Raw genomic sequence first — 17,307 nt, 5'->3', positions numbered from 1 at the left:
TCATGAAAATTGTAAAAATTAAACGTGGTATTGCAAACATCACTGATTCTGTTTCTTCACTGGGTATCACGATGGTTTTAATCGCTGCTGTAGCGGCGTTGATGTATTTAGGTTACTCTAAGTTCTACGCAACGAATGAAGTTACTGTTATCAGCAACCTCATTAATGAAACTAAAAATATGAGAGCTAATAGTGGATATGGTACTTCAGACTATAACCAGGCACTTATTAATGCTGGAGCCTTACCTAGCACTGTTGCTTACTCTGGTAGCACGATTAGTAACCGCAGCGGAGGTACAATCTCAGTCAAAGGCGCAGGTGTTGGTTTCACTATAACAGACACAATGCTTTCAAATAAGGACTGTATCAACCTTTCACAAAAGTTAGGTACGTCTGAGATGGCTTCAACGAAAATCAACTCTCAATCGTTCACTGGTGAAGTTACAGCGGTAATGGCTACTTCAGCCTGTACTACGGATAGTAATACAGTGGTGTTTACTACCAAATCATAATAATAACTTTAATAAAATGCCCCTTATGGGGCATTAATCAGGCAAAGAAATGAATATGCTAAATGACTTGAATTTTATCGATTTGATTCTCGGTTATGATTACTCTGAAATCAAAGGTCTTAAAGGAGCCTCATCATTTATTTCTGAGCTTCCGGTGGCGTATGTAGAAGATGCAAATAAACTAAAATATGAATGTACTAAAATATTTGAAGAAACAGGTAAGACTGAGTTCCCGTTGCGATACGGCCAGCGTGTTTACAGAATTACTGTTTTAAGCAGTGCTTTTGACGGTGTTAGTTTTGTCATTCGTCAAACACCAAAACATATACTCGATTTTACCGATATTCCATTGACAACAGATTTACGTCATTCCATAGAGCTAAAAGCGGCCACAGGGCTAGTCCTCATTGCTGGAGAAATGGGATGCGGGAAGACGACAACGGCAGCATCAGTTCTGAAACGGCGTATCGAGATAACCGGAGGTTTAGGCGTTTCGATAGAAGACCCGATAGAGACATTACTTAATGGTCGGCATGGTGCTGGGCGTTGTATGCAAATGGAAGTGGGTCAGCATGAGTCTTATTCTTCAGCGACTAAAAAAGCTTGGCGAACCGGCGCTTCGTGTATGTTGCTTGGTGAGATCCGTGATAGCGAAACCGCGCATGAAGTGCTTAAAGCCTCTCTAACTATGTTTGTAGTTTCTACTATTCATGCCTCATCTATTTTTGATGCAATTGAACGCTATGTTATGTTTTGCGAAGAGATAAACCCTAATGCAAAACACAATATCGCTAATACGCTTTACATTATTGCTCACCAAACAATGAGAACATCAATTCGTGATGGCGAGATAGTTGGTCATGATATTGATATCAGCGGATATAATTTAGTCCACCATACTCAAAAGGATTCTATCAGAGCAAAAATCTCTCAGGGTAATTATAAAGCACTTACAGATGATTTTAATCGTGCGAGTTACAATTTAAAAGGTGTGTAATTATGAAAAAAGGCGTTGCACAAATAAGTGATGCGGTTTCAGCTATTGTGATATTCCTTCTCGTTTTTGCTGTGATTATTGTTCCCATGAGTAATTGGATTCTGGATCAGTCTAGGGCTACCGTTGCGGCCTCACAAGCAAAGCGGGTGCAGCAGGCAGTAAATCTTTATATTAAAGATAACCAAAGCACGATTGCTGCCGCAGCGACTGCTACAACGCCATTTATCTTTGGTGTCCCTGAGTTAATTAACGGCGGCTATCTTCCAACTGGATTCTCTTCTCAGAATAATTTTTCAGCAACGTATCAAACTCGAGTCTTTGAACCTACAACAAATAAACTTAATTCAATGACCTTTTTGAATGGTGGCGTGTCACTGTCAAAAAGCCTGGCACGAAAGATTGCTATAGGGATTGGTTCAGATGGTGGAATCATAGACAACGGTATTGCACAAGGTGCATTAGGAAGCTGGACAATGAACCTGTCGGCGTTCGGTGGGTATAACCCTGGTGATGGAAGCGTGGTTATCGCTGGATTTTATGAGGATGGGAATAACGTCAGTGATTACCTGTATCGTAAAGCCGTTCCGGGACATCCTGAGCTGAATACAATGAGTACCGCACTTAATATGGGGGCTAAGGACATTACCAATGCCGCTACAACAACTACAGCGACACTTAACGCTACTAACGTTAATTCCACGAACGTTACGGCAACCAATGTAAACGCTCAGACAACCCGTACTGCGGGAGAAACCTATACAGGCGGTTGGTTCCGCACCACAGGTGACACTGGCTGGTATAACGAAAAGTGGGGAGGTGGGTTTCAAATGACTGACTCCACCTATATCAGGGCATTTAATGGCAAATCAATTTATACCAGTGGCCAGGTCAAGGCTGGAAGCCTGCGATCAGATGGTGATGCCTCGGTTGCCGGAGTTCTGACGTTAGATAAGATAAACGTATCTGGTGCGTCCTGCCCGGTAAATGGTGCATATAGCCGTGATGTAAAAGGTGCGCCACTATCTTGTCAGGATGGAGTGTGGGCAGGCTCAGGCAAGATTAAAGTAGATATTGTTTGGGGAGAAACAACTTGTGAGAATCAAACCCAGATAGTTGCTAACTGCCCTGCTGGTACGGTAGCCATTGGTGGTTCTTACGGATTAAGGGGGTGGTCAAGTGGTTCAAGTCACAACTCACCAGATTCAATGACACTCGATCCAGAGCATAATCGTTTTGTTGTAAATACTCCAAATAACAGCAAAGGCGAAACCTGTTTTCAGGTAGTTGCCTCCTGCGCCTCATTTTAGCAATTACATGGGGGTGAAAATGAAGTCTATGTTAATTGTTGCATTCTTTACGCTTTTGGTAGCTTTTTATCAGAATTCTGATGATAGTAAAGAAAGCTATAATGAATCATTAAGAACAAATAAAGCTTCGTTGTTTCTTAACTATACATCAGCGTTTGATACATATTATCTCACGCACAGCAGCGCAAATGGTGATGTAACCAGCCAGGTTACATTACCAACATGGTTACCCGTAGACACCACAGTGAAAATGAATGTTAGTGGTGGTTACGGGTATGTTTATATGCCGTCAATTAGTGGTGTTCTATCTGAGGTAATGAAAGCAACGGACAACAGTGCGCTTGTTGGTATTAGTGATAACACAGTCATTAAAACAAACTCTGGAACTATAGCTAAACCTACTTTCATTCCGGCTGGTTATATTGTTTATGTGAGGTAGTAATGAAGTCGTATTTTTATTCACTTACATTCAACTTTATAATTGTTTTTTTTGCGATTGGTTTTGGTGTCACGTATCTGTATACGAATTATTTAGTTGATCATATGCTAATTGGTTTTATTTCATTGTCATTAATAGCAGCGTTTATGCTTACTGTACTACTTCCTTCCATTTATCGATGGCAGAAAAAAAGAGCTATTGAAAGCTGCATCGAACTTATGGCAGAAAAAGAGGTGGTTAAACACTTACCTCATTTTTCAATTCTAGTGTTCTCAATAGCCGTTTTGGTTTATTACCTTTCATCTGATGTTCTTTTGTTTGTTTTTTGCCTGACGTTAGCAATAACCGCGTACACTGACGCGTGTACACGATGGATTCCTGATCCTGTTATATATGCATTAATCGCAATATCAGTGTATTCACTAAATTCAAAGGATTTTTCGGAATCGTTGTATTCCGTTGCATTTTACGTAATGCCGGTTTTACTGTTAAGTTTATATGGCTATGTAGTAAAGAAAGAATCATGGATAGCATCGGGGGATTATTATGTGTTTCTATCAATCGGCTTGATGCTCATACCTGAGTACGCAGCGGGAACTATGCTAGTTACTCTAGCTATTATGTTGATTTTGATGCGGTGGGTTAAGCAGATCCCTCTTGTCACGGTAGCGTATTTCACCTTCACAGGATTCAATATATGCTTATTCTCAGGCTTCTTGTAGTCCAGATCTTTTTTATTTCTTTCATTAGCTTCGCTGCTTCATCACCTTCTGAAAGCATTTACAAACAATGCTTTATTCAGGCTTCTGAGCGCTTTCAGATTGATCACCGATTGCTTATTGCAATTGCTCAGGTTGAGAGTGGTATGAATCCAGGAGCAATTGGATATAACCGTAAAAAAGGTGTAGTTGTTAGTGAGGATCTCGGACTAATGCAGATTAACTCGTCATGGCTTCCTACGTTGGCTCAAATGGGAATTACGAGGTATGAATTATTACAAAAGCCATGCCAAAATATTTATGTTGGTGCATGGATACTAGCGAAGAATATTTCTGCAAATGGTGTTAATTGGGAATCTGTGGGTGCATATAATGCTGGTTTTAAAGGAGCCAATGCGCCATTTCGTATGAAGTATGCGAAAAAGGTATATGAGAAGTACCTTGCTTTAACTGGTGAGGGATAGAAATATGAAGGTTATACATATTGTTGGTCAGTTAATTGACAGCTCTGAGTCTATATTGATAGTAAAAAAGCGTAAAGGAGGTAAGATATTAATAACTGATGGTTCATGTTATTCAGGTTTAATGTTAATTGTCTTGGTTATGACCGCCTTCGTTTTATTGTTATGTGTAAACACAGTATATGCCGCAGAAATGAAGGGTAAAGTGGTGCGGGTTCTCGATGGCGACACTATAGAGGTTAAAGCCTTGCCTCAACACTTGCCCGTTGATGAAACCCCGCTGCGTATTCGTTTAATGAATATTGATGCTCCTGAAACAAAACAGCCTTTTGGTCGATGGTCAACGGAGCAGCTAAAATCCTTGATTGCCGGACAAGTCGTAACGGTCACTTATAAGCAGACTGATCGTTATGGGCGAATCTTGGGGAGCGTGTTTACGGCGAACGGTACGGAGGTCAGTCACTTTATGGTGCAGTCTGGCGCGGCATGGGTGTATGACTACTACAACGCAGATCAGGCATTACCAGCTCTGCAACTGGTCGCCATAGAACATAAGCGCGGCCTGTGGGCTGATAATCAACCTGTTCCTCCGTGGGTGTGGCGGCATAAACAGAACTGACGGGATTCGCTTGTCCAAACCCTTCACCGCCTTAAATAAATATCAGGCAGTGAAGAGGTTAACTGTATAAGGATTGTGCTTATGAAATCGTATGATAGTAAAATTAATGAATGGTGTGAGCGTAAATATCAGGATGTTGTAAGCGTATTCGGTACAGATAGCGTTGATATCCATATTTACGCTTACACTCGTTGTAATGAATGGATAGTGTGTGACATTTTCGCTCATGGTGACAAAAGTAAAGTTGCAGATACAACCTTTTCATTCGGTGATGATACGATTTTAGATGATTTGTATTCACCGCAAATAAAAAATCTTGTCACCCTTTTTGAACTTCTAGAAATGCTGGAGAAAACGTTTAAAAGCAGAATTCATTTTGGAATGCCGCAACCAACAGACAATAAAAAGGAATAAAACAATGATGACTGAATCTGATAAAGAACGTTTCAATAATCGTATATGTGTTGGTCATGTGCTTGTAAGTGCAGATGTTTACGTTACACAGAGCATGACAGAAAGTGCGGCTGAAGTAGAGTTAATAGTTCCTAATGACGATTATAAAAATCTAATGGATTTATATGATCGCATTTGCCAGTTTTCTTTGCTTCATGGTGAGGATTTGCAAGGATTATTCCAGACGGACAGATATTACTATATGTCTTGTTTCGTGCGTGATATTGAAGCATTTAAGAAAGAATTTGAAAACGAGGAGGAGTTAAAACCTTTATTCAATCATGATAAGGGTGAAACGGCTGAGCTTCTTATCAGCTTCCCCGAAAAGGCCAACTATGATGATAAGGAACCAGTTAAAAAATCATTTCTTGAAATTACACAAAAACATGTCGATTCATTAGATGAACTGACATGGGGAAATTTTGAACACAGAGCATTCACGGGTGGAACGGTAGGTTTTGATGATGAGCGTGATAATATAACAAAACTATCTCGTAAGGATTTCGTCGCGTCTAATCTCACTGATTCTTTCGAAGATGATTTTTATGTTAATCCTTTGTTTGAAGGAGCGCAAAGCATCGGTGAAATTAATAATCACCCAGTATTTTTTAACTCAAGAGGATTTTATTTTTACTGGAACAAACAAACCGAATACCTGCTTGAAAGCTGGTTGACATTCCCTGCTTATCCGTATGGCTGGTAAGGGTGAGTATATGTACTTTGTTTAGTTGACTGACTTTGTCGGAGCAAGCGGTTATTACATAAGGTGGTTGTTATGGATTTCAGTAAAATTGATTTTACTCATGATTGTTATGTTGATTTACACGTAGGTAATTACGGCTCTTTGGCTGGCTTGTTTTTTTCTGGTAAAACCGACTTGGCTACGCTTGAACGACTTTTTACTGATTCTCACGACTGGCAAAAATCTTTTCAGCGTGAAGGTAAACAATATGTGATGGGTTTTGTTGATCCGGGTAATGTCCAGTTCATAGAGTTTATGCAGTTTTCCTTTATGTATGCAAAGGCTCAAGAAGAAAAACTCTATCGTGAAAATGGTTCTTACGAACAATCACATGATTTTTATGATATATGGTTTGATAATGATGTCAGCGACGTGCAAATCAGCTTCCCTTATTTAATCCAGGATGTAACTTGATCCACTAACAGAACTGACGCGTTTCTCTTGTCCAACCCCTCCACCACCTGAAATAAATGTCAGGTAGCAGAGGCGTTTACACTTGACGGTAAATAATGATGAATAAAGCACAGGCAGAATATGAGCTGGAAATTTTGCTTTCTAAAATTGAAAACCCTATAAAGACTCTTGATGATTTAGAAACGGCACAGTGGCATTACATGGATCTTGTCGGTATTACATTAAGTGGTCTTTTTGATAGTAGTATCCTGGAACAAGAGAGAAAAGAAAGTCCTCACCTTCTTAACGTACAGGATGGACTACCTGTTTTTGATGATAATCAATGTGCTGAGTTTATGTCGACTAAACATAGTCTTCCATTACAGCTTTGCATGGCATATGTATGGGGCCATAAATGGTGAGGGCAAGTAATCGAAACATTGCCTGCAGAGTTTGACCTGGGATTGAAGACAATCCTTTTCAAACCATCACCCCATTGTCTTGCCGCGTTCACGGCAAGACAATGATGGCTACACCCTCCACTTGTGCTTTGTCACCTCCCCTCGCCTTCGACGATCCTTCCACCCAACTCGGTAATCCTTAAGCTGTTAAAAATCATTAGATTAGATAAAGTCCAAGATTCTACTCTTGCAAGAATTCCAAAAACTCCAATAATACTGTATGCACATACAGTATTATTGGAGGGCTTATGCTCCGGATCTATTCAGCAGCATTCACACCAGAAAGACTTTCATTCCCTCTTTTCCTGGAAAGATGCCAAGCAGGCTTCCCCTCTCCGGCAGCTGATTACACAGAGTCCGAGCTGGACCTGAATGAGTATTGCATCCAGAGGCGCAGTTCTACTTATTTTGTCCGGGCCATCGGCAACTCGATGCGAGATATTGGTCTGCACAGCGGCGATCTGCTCATTGTGGACAAGGCCGAACGCCCACAGCACGGCGACGTCGTAATTGCCGAAATCGACGGAGAGTTCACCGTAAAAAAATTGCTACTGACACCCCGACCGGGACTACAGGCGATGAATCCCGATTACCCTACTCTCTGGCCAGATCCTGATCATCTCCAGATTTTTGGGGTGGTGACAGCCTTCATCCACAAAACCCGGGGGCGAGACTAATGTTTGCCCTGGTAGATGTGAACTCGTTTTATGCGAGCTGCGAGAAGGTATTCCGCCCTGACCTATGGGGTAAACCAGTTGTCGTGCTATCCAACAATGACGGTTGCGTAATAGCAAGATCGGCCGAGGCAAAAATGCTTGGCATAAAAATGGGCGATCCGTACTTCAAGTGTAAGGACTACTTCCGGCAGCAGGGCGTGGTTTGCTTCAGCTCCAATTACGAGCTTTACTCGGACATGAGTCAGAGATTCATGTCCACGCTTGAGGAAATGAGCCCTCGCGTGGAAATTTACAGCATTGACGAGGCCTTTTGTGACCTGACCGGTGTTCTGAACTGTCGGATGCTTGATGAGTTTGGCCACGAACTGAAGGATGCCGTGAGAAGGAATACCGGTCTGGCTGTTGGTGTGGGAATCGCGCAAACCAAGACTTTAGCAAAACTGGCGAATCACGCCGCAAAGACCTGGAAAGCAACCGGCGGAGTCGTTGACCTGTCGAATGTTGAACGTCAGCGTAAGCTTATGGCGCTATTGCCCGTAGATGAGGTCTGGGGAGTTGGTCGACGTATCAGCAAGAAACTGGAAGCCATGGGCATTAAAACGGCTCTGGAGCTTGCAGACACGCATATAGTCGTAATCAGGAAGCACTTTAACGTGGTACTGGAACGTACCGTGCGCGAGCTGCGCGGGGAGACATGCCTGGAGCTGGAAGAGTTCGCGCCGGTTAAACAGGAGATCGTGTGTTCCCGGTCATTCGGGCAGCGCATTACAGATTACGAGGAAATGCACCAGGCCATATGCTCTTACGCCGCACGCGCGGCAGAGAAGCTGCGCGGTGAACATCAGTACTGCCGATACATATCGACGTTCGTTAAGACGTCACCATTTGCCGCCAATGAGCGCTATTACGGCAACAGTGCATCAGTGAAGCTTCTCACGCCTACCCAGGACAGCAGAGACATCATTGAAGCGGCAGCGAAGTGTTTAAATCTAATCTGGAAGGATGGCCATCGATACCAAAAGGCGGGGATCATGCTTGGGGACTTCTTCAGCCAAGGTGTTGCTCAGCTCAATCTCTTTGACGAGAACGCGCCTCGTGCAGACAGCGAGAAGCTTATGAGCGTTATCGACTTGCTTAACGCCAAAGGCGGGAGGGGTACGCTTTTCTTTGCCGGACAGGGCGTGCAGCAGCAGTGGCAGATGAAGAGAGAAATGCTTTCGCCAGCATATACGACCAGATGGAACGAAATTCCTGCTGCAAAGTTATAAAAGATTAAATCCGTCTGGTATGGGGGTGGCCTCCCTATGGGCGACCACCCCCAATAAATAGGCTATTTCTAAAACATCAGTAAACAACTAAATCGGAACCCAAAGGGACCCCCGATTTAGTTATTGACTGAACATACAGGAATTAGTTTTTTTGATTATAATTATTCAGGGTGTTATCACATGGAAATAAATATTAATTATTGCGCTATATTTTGTTGTGTTCAATGTTTTATCCTGGCATAATATCTTTATTGAAATGACAAATGAACGTCCATTGTGGATTCATTGTTGTTCACTTCCGGCACTGGCCATTCTCAAAGGAGAGCTAACATGTTAAATAATACCGCTTCCACTATCAGCAATATCAATGCTGTTTCTTCTACTGTACCATATAAAAAACTGCGTCAGACATCACTTAATGCCCGCAAACATAATGTTGATACGTTAAATTTTAAACGCGGTATTATTAGTCTTGCGAGATCAATAGCAGCGCGTAATCTTTTACAAAACTTAATCGTGTTCAGCGATGACGAAGTTGAGCAGAACTGTTGGTTTGTCGCCGCAGGTCAGCGTAGACTTATGGCTCTTGATTACCTCCATCGTGTTGGTGCAATTGACGACGATTATCCTGTGCGCGTTGATTTCATTGATAAAGCTGATGCGCTTGTAGTCTCAATCTCCGAAAACAATGACCGCGTTGATATGCATCTGTCAGACCTGATCGTATCCGTCAACGAACTTGCTAATAATGGTGATTCAGTAGAAGTGATTGCAGCCAAGTTTGGCTATAAAGCCTACTATGTCAGGAAGTTGATGAAGCTGGCTAACATGGCTCCTGAGTTAATGCAGCTACTGAGGAATAATAAAATTTCATTAAATCAGTTAATTGCTTTGAGCATTACTGACGACCACGACCTCCAGTTAAAAGCATGGGAAAATTGTTCTTATGATAAGAGTCCGAAGGACTTGCGTCGTCTGGCTTTGAATGAAGAGGAACCTGTTAGCGATAATAAATATATCAAAGTCATTGGCATAGATGCTTACCGTGATACAGGTGGTGAAATTAAACATGATCTCTTTACCCAACATGAGAGTCATGGTGGTTATATTTTGAATCCGTCCCTTGTTCAGGAGTTGGCACTTAATAAATTGCAAGTTCTCGCTGAGCAAGTCGCTAATAATGAGGGATGGAGCTGGTACGGTAGTCAGGAGCGTCTTGAGAGTTGGGGTGATGATTCAAAGCGTTATGAATTCCCGCGACCACAGCTTGAAGATTATGCATTTACTACAGAACAGCAGAATCAGTTAGAGATTATTTACGATAAGCTCGAAAATGTTAAATTTGCAATGGACGAGGCCGAAGAACTCAGCGGTGAGAAAAAATGGGAAGCCCTTCGTCCTTTATCAAAAGAGCGTAATGAGCTTGAACAGCAGAAGAGCGAAATACTGGATGCGGCCGAGTTCACCAAGGAATATAAATCACAGCGTGGCGTCATTGTTTCAATTGGCTATCATGGCGATATTGTTTTTACGCGTGGGTTGATGAAGCTTGTTGATAAAGCCAGTAAAGAAAACAAAGCCGTAAAAGTAAACACTGACGGTACGGTCGTTCCTGTCACACAAGTTTCAGCTGCGCTGGCCAGATCACTGTCATGTGAACGCACTCTGGCAGTCCAGGCTGCTTTGCTACAAAAGCCGGAAATTGCATTGGCTCTGACCGTTCAGAAGCTTGCTCTGTCAGTTTTCAGCGCTGGTTATCATCAGAATCCAGCTTGCATCACCATTCAGGAAACAACTAGCACGATGATCGAAGCCGCCCCTGGTTGCGAAGATGGTGAGGCAGTTAAACAGCTTAGAATGGCCAAGGCCAAGTGGTCCGAATCACTCCCTAAAGGTTGGGAAGACGATTTCACACTGTTGACGTCATTAGGAATAGACCAGTTACTCGAGCTACAGGCTTTCTGTGTCGCTGCTACGCTGGACGGTTCCGTATCTCAGTACGAACCCAAGAAGAAAAGTAATCTTCAAAAACTCGAATTTGCAATGAACTTCGATATTCATGAGTACTGGAAACCTACAGCTCAAAACTTATGGAGTCGTCTCAAGAAAGAAGGAATGATCGACCAACTTACTCAGGCTGGCGTCAGCGTTAACAAAGACGAGTTTATGGCTTTCAAAAAAGGTGATGCAGCTAAGCGTGCTGAGCAACTGATCGAAGGAATTAAATGGGTTCCTGATTTTATGTGATTATCCCGGGGTGGTATGTATTTGCCACCCTCTTTACGCTTTATATAACGAAAATAGGAGATTGAATGATGGAATTCACCAAAGAACAGTTAATCGCGCACATCACCACAAAGGCTGCGCGAATAAAGCCAGATATGCAGCATAACATTAGCCTCCGCATTGAAGCGCTGATGAACAAGCGCGAATTGGAAATCGCGCTGGCATCGCTTACCGTACCGGACGATATACCGCCACACGTACTGGACGCGATGAGCGATATGTGTGACGCAGGATTTGACGCGCAAGGTATTTGGGATTTATGTCGCAAATCAATTTTTCCGCCTGAGCCTTGTCCTCGCTGCGGTACAGTTTCAGACAGACCCGATGGGGCGCACTATTGCCATTCAAGGGGCTAATTTCCAGCTCCGTGGTACCAAATTTGAAGGAGAGTGAGCATGGCCACTTTGCAGGAATTAATCGATCTTACGCCGGCGCAGGAAAAGGCATGGAAACGCCTAGAGAAAGCGGTAAAGGATTTCCGAGCTGCCGGAGGAAAGTTCTATAGCGTTCTGGACACACTGAGCGCATACAACGGAGAGCACGTTGCCACCATTAATGGCGACAGTGGCTATCACACTGCAAGCGTGCATATGCCAAGCATTGATTCGCCGGGATTCACCAGCTGGGCCGATGATTGGCACGGTATAACGCTGGAAGATGGCATTGAAGTGGAGGAAGAATAGTTCATGCGAGATTTTTCAAAACTTGCTGCCAGTTTCCGCATACAAATAGCAAAGCAGTGGTCAATCCGGTGTGGGTTATCACCGGCTCTGGCCATAGAGCAGGTTGTTAATGAGGCTGTTTGTGTCGGGTTACTTAATGAGCCTCGTATGCTCCCGGGAAACACGTTTACAGACTGGGCCAGTACAGGAAAGTCACCTGCATGGGCGGCACAAGCAATGCTGAATCTGCTTCTTAAGTCTGGCTGGGTTCCCGGAACTGAAAGTGAGTGGGCTGGCGTTGCAGCTATCCAGGTCCGTGCCGGGAAGTTATTGCCTGATGAAGGTTATGTTGAAAAGCTGTGTAAGCTCTCCCCTGCTTTGGATCGGCTGACTGCAGCTGGCTGGATACATGCCGCACTACTCGAGAACGAAATTTTCGTATACGAAAAAAAGGCGGGACCAAAGCGCTAAAAGAAAGTGACTCTTTTAAGTTACACTCACTTGATTTTATGTCTCTTATAAGTGACAATTGAGTGAATCAGGGAGTAAGGGGAAACGGGATGTTTAAATCTCAGTTCTACCAGGATACGAATGGCGATAAACCATTTAGTGATTGGTTAACAAAGCTCAAGAAAAAAGACCGTATCGCTGCGTCGAAGATAGACACCAGAATTGACCGGGCCGAAGCGGGTAACTTTGGCGATCATAAATTTGAAAGGGATGGCGTCTGGGAGTTACGAATTGATTATGGCCCAGGCTACCGAGTTTACTACTCGATAGAAGACGGTGAAATCATCCTGTTATACGTCGGCGGAACGAAAAAAACGCAGGACGCCGATTTAGATAAAGCAGTTGAATACCTCAAAGACTTTAAAGCGAGGGCGAAAAAATGACAGTAGCGAGTAAAAAGGAGATCGCCAACAACGCGGTCACAATCGCACCAGCAGTAGACCGTGACAAACTCATGATTGAAGAGTTACGAGCCGATCCTGATTATGCTGAGCTCTACCTGAAGACCGCACTCGAAGAGATCAACGAAGAAGGCGGTTTAGGCGGATTTCTCATAGCGTTACGCCGTGTGTTAGAAGCGAAGGGCGGTATAGGCGAAGCGGCCAAGAAGACAGGTTTAGCCCGGCAAAGTATATACCGTGCATTATCTGAAAAGGGCAACCCAACAATTGCAAATTTGGCGAAGCTCGCTTCTGCCGCGGGTGTGAAGCTGACTTTAATTGGTGAAGCCCACCATTGATATTCAGTAAATTTTGAATTGGTTAAGTTCCGCTGCCGTTATGGCGTCAATAGAAGGGCATATGATGGAAAGCTTACGTGAATATTTTCCAGCACAAACAGTAATGATCCGGCAGTCGCTGGATATGTTTGGCGTCAAACGTAATGAGGACGGTACGCTTCTTTTTCCTCGTCACTCCGATAAAAATTTCCCCATTGCGCGTATCCGCAAGCGGCTGGCTGCTTTCGGCTGGCGAGGAGAACGGCTTAACAATGAAGTTGCGCGTATAGTTGCAGGTCCTGGTGACAAATCTATTCAAACAGGTAACCACATTATTTTCCCTTACGGATGGGATAAGAAGCAACTGACACGGGAGATGCGGAGAATGTTTCCCCGTAAAAGTGGTCGCCGGGTGTTGATTATGCTTGATGAATTGCATCAGTTGTTCAAATCGCGGGATTAGTTTGCATGAATCATCTGTAGGGGCTATCTACTTCAAGTTGAGCTGGGGACTGGCTCGATCAGCTCACGCCCCTGGTTCTTAACATTACCCACCGCGCGTGAAACTGCGTGCCACGTAAAATCTTCTGCAGGCACTACGCCATCATTTGCGATACCTACAGCGTTTTTTCCGTCATGATCCTGCCGAAGCCACTCTTGTGCTGCTTCATATGTAAGAACCAGAGGGCGCCGATCATGTATATCAACAAGCCCTTTGTCTGCAGCTGTAGTCACTATTAAAAAACCTTCCTGCTCATCACCACGTTCAAAGGGCGTACTTCCAATAGCTGCCATCATGATCGGTTTTCTGTCTACGTGGTGAATGAAGTAAGGTTGCTTTTTGTCCCCTTCTCTCTTCCATTCAAACCAACCGTCGGCAAAGCAAATTGCTCGGCCATTTTCCCAAAGAGAACGGAACATGCGGCTTGAGGCCGCGGTTTCAACGCGAGCATTAATTAATGGCGGTTTATCCCACCATGGCGGAGCGTAACCCCACAAAACAGGATCGATATGCAACGCTCCACCACGTTGGTTGAGTATCAGAACCTTCGTCCCAGGCGCGACATTGTATCGAGCTATAGGCGCTGGGTCGAAAGGGATATCCTTGTCGACGTCGCCGGTAAGCACGCTAAGATATTCTTCACGGCTAAGCGATTGAGAAAAGCGGCCACACATACGAACCTCCAGTCCCTCCAGTCAGTACTCAATTATAGGCCATTTAAGTACCCACAGACCCCGTAAGAGGTGGCAATGCCTAGTTAAGACGTCTTCAACTGGTAATCCTTATTGATAACCCCTACGGAGCTCCCCGGATTGATGACTGCCGGTCGGACCCAGATCACACGTTCCTTTAGTCGCCTTATATGACCTCTCCTTAGATGGGTACGCCTTGGGGTTCCTGCCGCAGCATCAGTTGCACCGGCGCTGGATTTTGAGTGACTCGTTCTTTCATCTGAGATCTGAAGAACCTTGTATTCGAACTTAGGCTTAGGTACTGGCTTAAGCTTCTTACGCGCGGATGGAGGGAGTTTCCTCGATGTATCAGGGGTGGTTGCAATGACAGGTTCGACGATGACGTTAGCGCAGTTAAGAAGGCTACAGGCACCTATGTAAGCGAAAACTTCATCCCGTGTATTCAGAATGATATCTGCGAATAGTTTATCCCGTCCCCCCATGGCTCTCTCCATTTCACTCGCGAACTCCGGCAATGCGATGAATGGCTCAACGATAAACTGTGTGAGGTTTTTGTCTGGTAGTTGACCAGCTGATTTAAGTTGTTCTGTGGCCAGAACAGAAGCTGGTAGTGACTGGAGCTTTGCTTCACTTAGCTTCTCAAGATGGTTATCGTATGGAACGAATGAGCCGCCCTGGCATAAAACCCACGATTTATCGCGGTCATTAAAGTAGATAGAGAAAACCAATACACCACCCTGTGGAAAGCTTTCCAGCAGTCTATCGAGGTTAGGTACAGGGCAAAGATGTTTATGCTCATCTGAATAATCGATGCACAAGGCAATGCGTTTGGTTGAAAGTGTATTGGGGAAATCTTTGTATTCCTTTAATGGAGTATCTTTTACCCAGGGGATTTCAAAGGTTACTACCGGATATGGAAGTCGTGCTAAATCGAGATGTGTTTGGCTGAAACTTTCGACGTCTATAAAGTCAGCGCAGTTAGGTAATATAAATTTTGTGCTTTTTGAAATAAGGTCTATTACTTTCCGCATTACATACGCTGATAAGGGAAATATTCGCGAAACATTCCGTTCTGTTTCATTAAGAAACTTTATCGCTTCTTGGCTGTAATTAAGTAATTCAATGTTCCCATTCATAAACAATTCCATTTTACAGTTTAGGATAAGCTAATCGCGGTTTCATATGATGTCCATTGAGCAGCTGGTACTAAATTACCAAATGATACAGTTACTGTCAGGACCACTAGAAGGTTTTTTGATATTAGTTATCGCGGAAATGTCTGGTAATGGTGGCTTCGTTGGCCAGGTGCATGGAAAGGCTATGATTGGCTCAGCATGGGGGTAGCCTCCTTGCGGGTTCTACCCCCCATTAAAAGGGTTTTTCAAGGTATCGCCGTCAACCACTAAATCGGAACCCGGAGGGACCCCCGATTTACCAATTGACTGCATGAACGGCAACCTGGTGATAGTGCGTCAGGCTATTTAATTAATGGCTGTGATGCGGCCATCAACAATGAGGTACTTAACAGCTGGCATCAGACCCTTCTCTCCAACTTTCCCGATCGTCGTTTCAAGGTCATTCCCACACCACCACTGAAAGCGAATTTCGGTTCCTTCTCCGGCCGCGACGGATGATCCTGGTCCTGCGGTCACTGTTGAATCTGAACCAGTGATTACGTTGCAAAAAGCGCCAGTATCAATGCTGCTGTTGTCTCCTGCGATAACAACGCAGTTGTTTCTGCACTGTATGTAAGATTCAGCCCCTGCAGTTATGCTGCAGTTGTCAGCAATGAATACGGTGAGGTGGAAGCCGGCCTTGATTTGGATGTCATTGGAGAAGGTGAAGTTGCGGTGATCACCGCAGGTGATTTGTGTTTGCATAGGTTTCAGTCCCAAATATTAGTGCATTAAGCGCGCCAAAACTGGTTCCAAGCAGGATTGGTGGCGAACTGAACATGGTTTGGAACCCGGATGCACTACCGGCCGCTACAAGTAGCGCCACGCCCAGCCCGCCATTGCTGGGGACTGTACTATGCATCACGGGGTTCCAAGCCCGACCGTCGATTGTGCGACGGATTTACGACATTATAAGTTTACTGCTTTGAAATTCAAACAATGATCATCAGCAACGGCAACTTTGCTGAGTGCCCAAGCTTGAGAATCTTGAATCTTTGAAGCTAGGGTTAGCGCTACGTAAACAACAGCTGTGCATACAATAAATGACAGCAGGAAATGTCCATTTATCATCAAGGTCGTTGCAACCGCTATATAGGCCATCGCAGTGGCAATGCTCAGTGCAGTAACCTTTGCCAGTACACTGTTTCCATACTTAATGGAGGAGCCTATGATGCCGGCGATTAACACTAATCCTAAGAGCGCCCCGATAATCGGTATGGCGCAAATCACAGATGTAATCATGAAAATGAGGCTTAGTTTTTTCGTGAAACCGGACTTGGTCAGATTTACGTCTGTTTCGTATAGTATTTCAGTGGAAATATTAAATACACGAACCATGCGACCGTTTGTATAAACAATTCTCACTGTGTCGCCGAAAGATAGCCCTGATGTAATTTCATCATTTAGCTCAATGTATTCACGCTTGTCACCAACTTTTAAGGTGACAGCATTACCTGTAATTCTTTCCACTACGCCAGTTTTTAAATTATTTTTCATTTTAACGGCCTCAGGGTATTTAACTACTTATAAAATAGCACATATCTTAAGAAGGGGCAATAAATACCCCTTTTAATGATGGTTATTTTATACTGTTTTTTGGTGCGCCACCGTTAGAATTGCCTGAAGGATTTGATCGCGGTTGTCTACTCCCTGAATTAAGTCCACTTTCAGTTTTATTAGCCAGAACGTTAACTGAATGTGCAGCTTTGTCAGA

At 43.9% G+C, this 17,307-nt stretch carries 24 protein-coding genes; 20 read left to right on the top strand and 4 right to left on the bottom strand.

Translation table 11 applies throughout. The annotated features are described in order from the left end of the window. Positions 1-2 precede the first annotated feature (2 nt). The 20 genes from ACLHV9_RS26420 (at position 3) to ACLHV9_RS26325 (ending at position 13,687) form a co-directional block, all read left to right on the top strand. Complete coding sequence (locus ACLHV9_RS26420) at positions 3-512, top strand: type 4 pilus major pilin (protein ID WP_326979447.1); 510 nt, start codon at positions 3-5, stop codon at positions 510-512. A gap of 49 nt (positions 513-561) precedes the next feature. Then, the gene (locus tag ACLHV9_RS26415) at positions 562-1,509 is read left to right on the top strand and encodes an ATPase, T2SS/T4P/T4SS family (protein WP_326979356.1); all 948 of its coding nucleotides are present in this window, start codon (positions 562-564) and stop codon (positions 1,507-1,509) included. Positions 1,510-1,511: 2 nt separating this feature from the next. Beyond that, positions 1,512-2,816: a shufflon system plasmid conjugative transfer pilus tip adhesin PilV gene (pilV, locus tag ACLHV9_RS26410; protein WP_407221248.1), complete on the top strand. Its 1,305-nt coding sequence runs from the start codon at positions 1,512-1,514 to the stop codon at positions 2,814-2,816. Positions 2,817-2,835: 19 nt separating this feature from the next. Continuing rightward, complete coding sequence (pilM, locus tag ACLHV9_RS26405) at positions 2,836-3,255, top strand: type IV pilus biogenesis protein PilM (RefSeq protein ID WP_326979359.1); 420 nt, start codon at positions 2,836-2,838, stop codon at positions 3,253-3,255. Between the two features lie 2 nt (positions 3,256-3,257). Then, on the top strand, positions 3,258-3,977 hold the full coding sequence (locus ACLHV9_RS26400) for a prepilin peptidase (protein WP_407221247.1): 720 nt from the start codon (positions 3,258-3,260) through the stop codon (positions 3,975-3,977). Then, a complete protein-coding gene (locus ACLHV9_RS26395; protein ID WP_326979360.1) occupies positions 3,953-4,438 on the top strand; it encodes a lytic transglycosylase domain-containing protein in 486 nt (161 codons plus the stop codon). The genes ACLHV9_RS26400 and ACLHV9_RS26395 overlap by 25 nt, the downstream gene beginning before the upstream one ends. A 139-nt stretch (positions 4,439-4,577) precedes the next feature. After that, positions 4,578-5,054: a thermonuclease family protein gene (locus tag ACLHV9_RS26390; protein WP_326979450.1), complete on the top strand. Its 477-nt coding sequence runs from the start codon at positions 4,578-4,580 to the stop codon at positions 5,052-5,054. A gap of 81 nt (positions 5,055-5,135) precedes the next feature. Further along, entirely contained in the window at positions 5,136-5,468 is a 333-nt protein-coding gene (locus ACLHV9_RS26385) for a hypothetical protein (RefSeq protein ID WP_326979361.1), read from the top strand. Positions 5,469-5,472: 4 nt separating this feature from the next. Continuing rightward, positions 5,473-6,210, top strand: a complete 738-nt coding sequence (locus ACLHV9_RS26380; RefSeq protein WP_407221246.1) for a hypothetical protein — start codon at positions 5,473-5,475, stop codon at positions 6,208-6,210. A gap of 72 nt (positions 6,211-6,282) precedes the next feature. Further along, on the top strand, positions 6,283-6,663 hold the full coding sequence (locus tag ACLHV9_RS26375; RefSeq protein ID WP_326979364.1) for a hypothetical protein: 381 nt from the start codon (positions 6,283-6,285) through the stop codon (positions 6,661-6,663). A 95-nt stretch (positions 6,664-6,758) separates the two neighbouring features. Further along, complete coding sequence (locus ACLHV9_RS26370; RefSeq protein ID WP_326979365.1) at positions 6,759-7,064, top strand: hypothetical protein; 306 nt, start codon at positions 6,759-6,761, stop codon at positions 7,062-7,064. A gap of 287 nt (positions 7,065-7,351) precedes the next feature. Then, positions 7,352-7,780, top strand: coding sequence for a translesion error-prone DNA polymerase V autoproteolytic subunit (gene umuD, locus ACLHV9_RS26365; RefSeq protein ID WP_326979366.1), 429 nt, complete (start codon positions 7,352-7,354; stop codon positions 7,778-7,780). Then, positions 7,780-9,048 carry a Y-family DNA polymerase gene (locus ACLHV9_RS26360; RefSeq protein WP_326979367.1) on the top strand — a complete coding sequence of 423 codons (1,269 nt, stop codon included), beginning with the start codon at positions 7,780-7,782 and terminating at the stop codon, positions 9,046-9,048. The genes umuD and ACLHV9_RS26360 overlap by 1 nt, the downstream gene beginning before the upstream one ends. A 330-nt stretch (positions 9,049-9,378) precedes the next feature. Then, positions 9,379-11,295 (top strand): ParB N-terminal domain-containing protein, encoded by a 1,917-nt coding sequence (locus tag ACLHV9_RS26355; protein ID WP_407221245.1) that lies wholly within the window; start codon positions 9,379-9,381, stop codon positions 11,293-11,295. A gap of 65 nt (positions 11,296-11,360) precedes the next feature. Then, entirely contained in the window at positions 11,361-11,690 is a 330-nt protein-coding gene (locus tag ACLHV9_RS26350) for a hypothetical protein (RefSeq protein WP_326979369.1), read from the top strand. Between the two features lie 39 nt (positions 11,691-11,729). Further along, positions 11,730-12,017: a hypothetical protein gene (locus ACLHV9_RS26345; RefSeq protein WP_410397579.1), complete on the top strand. Its 288-nt coding sequence runs from the start codon at positions 11,730-11,732 to the stop codon at positions 12,015-12,017. Between the two features lie 3 nt (positions 12,018-12,020). Next, entirely contained in the window at positions 12,021-12,467 is a 447-nt protein-coding gene (locus tag ACLHV9_RS26340; RefSeq protein ID WP_326979370.1) for a hypothetical protein, read from the top strand. Between the two features lie 89 nt (positions 12,468-12,556). Next, entirely contained in the window at positions 12,557-12,889 is a 333-nt protein-coding gene (locus tag ACLHV9_RS26335; protein ID WP_326979371.1) for a type II toxin-antitoxin system RelE/ParE family toxin, read from the top strand. Positions 12,890-12,960: 71 nt separating this feature from the next. Next, positions 12,961-13,245 carry a DNA-binding protein gene (locus tag ACLHV9_RS26330; protein ID WP_407221250.1) on the top strand — a complete coding sequence of 95 codons (285 nt, stop codon included), beginning with the start codon at positions 12,961-12,963 and terminating at the stop codon, positions 13,243-13,245. A 40-nt stretch (positions 13,246-13,285) separates the two neighbouring features. Continuing rightward, positions 13,286-13,687: a hypothetical protein gene (locus ACLHV9_RS26325; protein ID WP_326979373.1), complete on the top strand. Its 402-nt coding sequence runs from the start codon at positions 13,286-13,288 to the stop codon at positions 13,685-13,687. Positions 13,688-13,719: 32 nt separating this feature from the next. Here the strand turns inward: ACLHV9_RS26325 and ACLHV9_RS26320 are convergent, their stop codons facing one another. From ACLHV9_RS26320 to ACLHV9_RS26305, 4 genes are all read right to left on the bottom strand, one after another. Further along, positions 13,720-14,400 carry an SOS response-associated peptidase family protein gene (locus ACLHV9_RS26320; protein ID WP_326979374.1) on the bottom strand — a complete coding sequence of 227 codons (681 nt, stop codon included), beginning with the start codon at positions 14,398-14,400 and terminating at the stop codon, positions 13,720-13,722. Positions 14,401-14,483: 83 nt separating this feature from the next. Further along, on the bottom strand, positions 14,484-15,554 hold the full coding sequence (locus tag ACLHV9_RS26315; protein WP_326979375.1) for a hypothetical protein: 1,071 nt from the start codon (positions 15,552-15,554) through the stop codon (positions 14,484-14,486). Positions 15,555-15,899: 345 nt separating this feature from the next. Further along, entirely contained in the window at positions 15,900-16,298 is a 399-nt protein-coding gene (locus ACLHV9_RS26310; RefSeq protein WP_326979376.1) for a hypothetical protein, read from the bottom strand. A gap of 204 nt (positions 16,299-16,502) precedes the next feature. Next, complete coding sequence (locus ACLHV9_RS26305) at positions 16,503-17,090, bottom strand: hypothetical protein (RefSeq protein WP_326979377.1); 588 nt, start codon at positions 17,088-17,090, stop codon at positions 16,503-16,505. Between the last annotated feature and the right edge of the window lie 217 nt (positions 17,091-17,307).

Source organism: Enterobacter sp. CPE_E890 (assembly GCF_046521475.1).
In the GTDB taxonomy this organism is placed as follows: Bacteria; Pseudomonadota; Gammaproteobacteria; order Enterobacterales; family Enterobacteriaceae; genus Enterobacter; species Enterobacter adelaidei.
The sequence above is the reverse complement of the archived record's forward strand: the minus strand, read 5'-3'. Positions and strand labels throughout refer to the sequence as shown.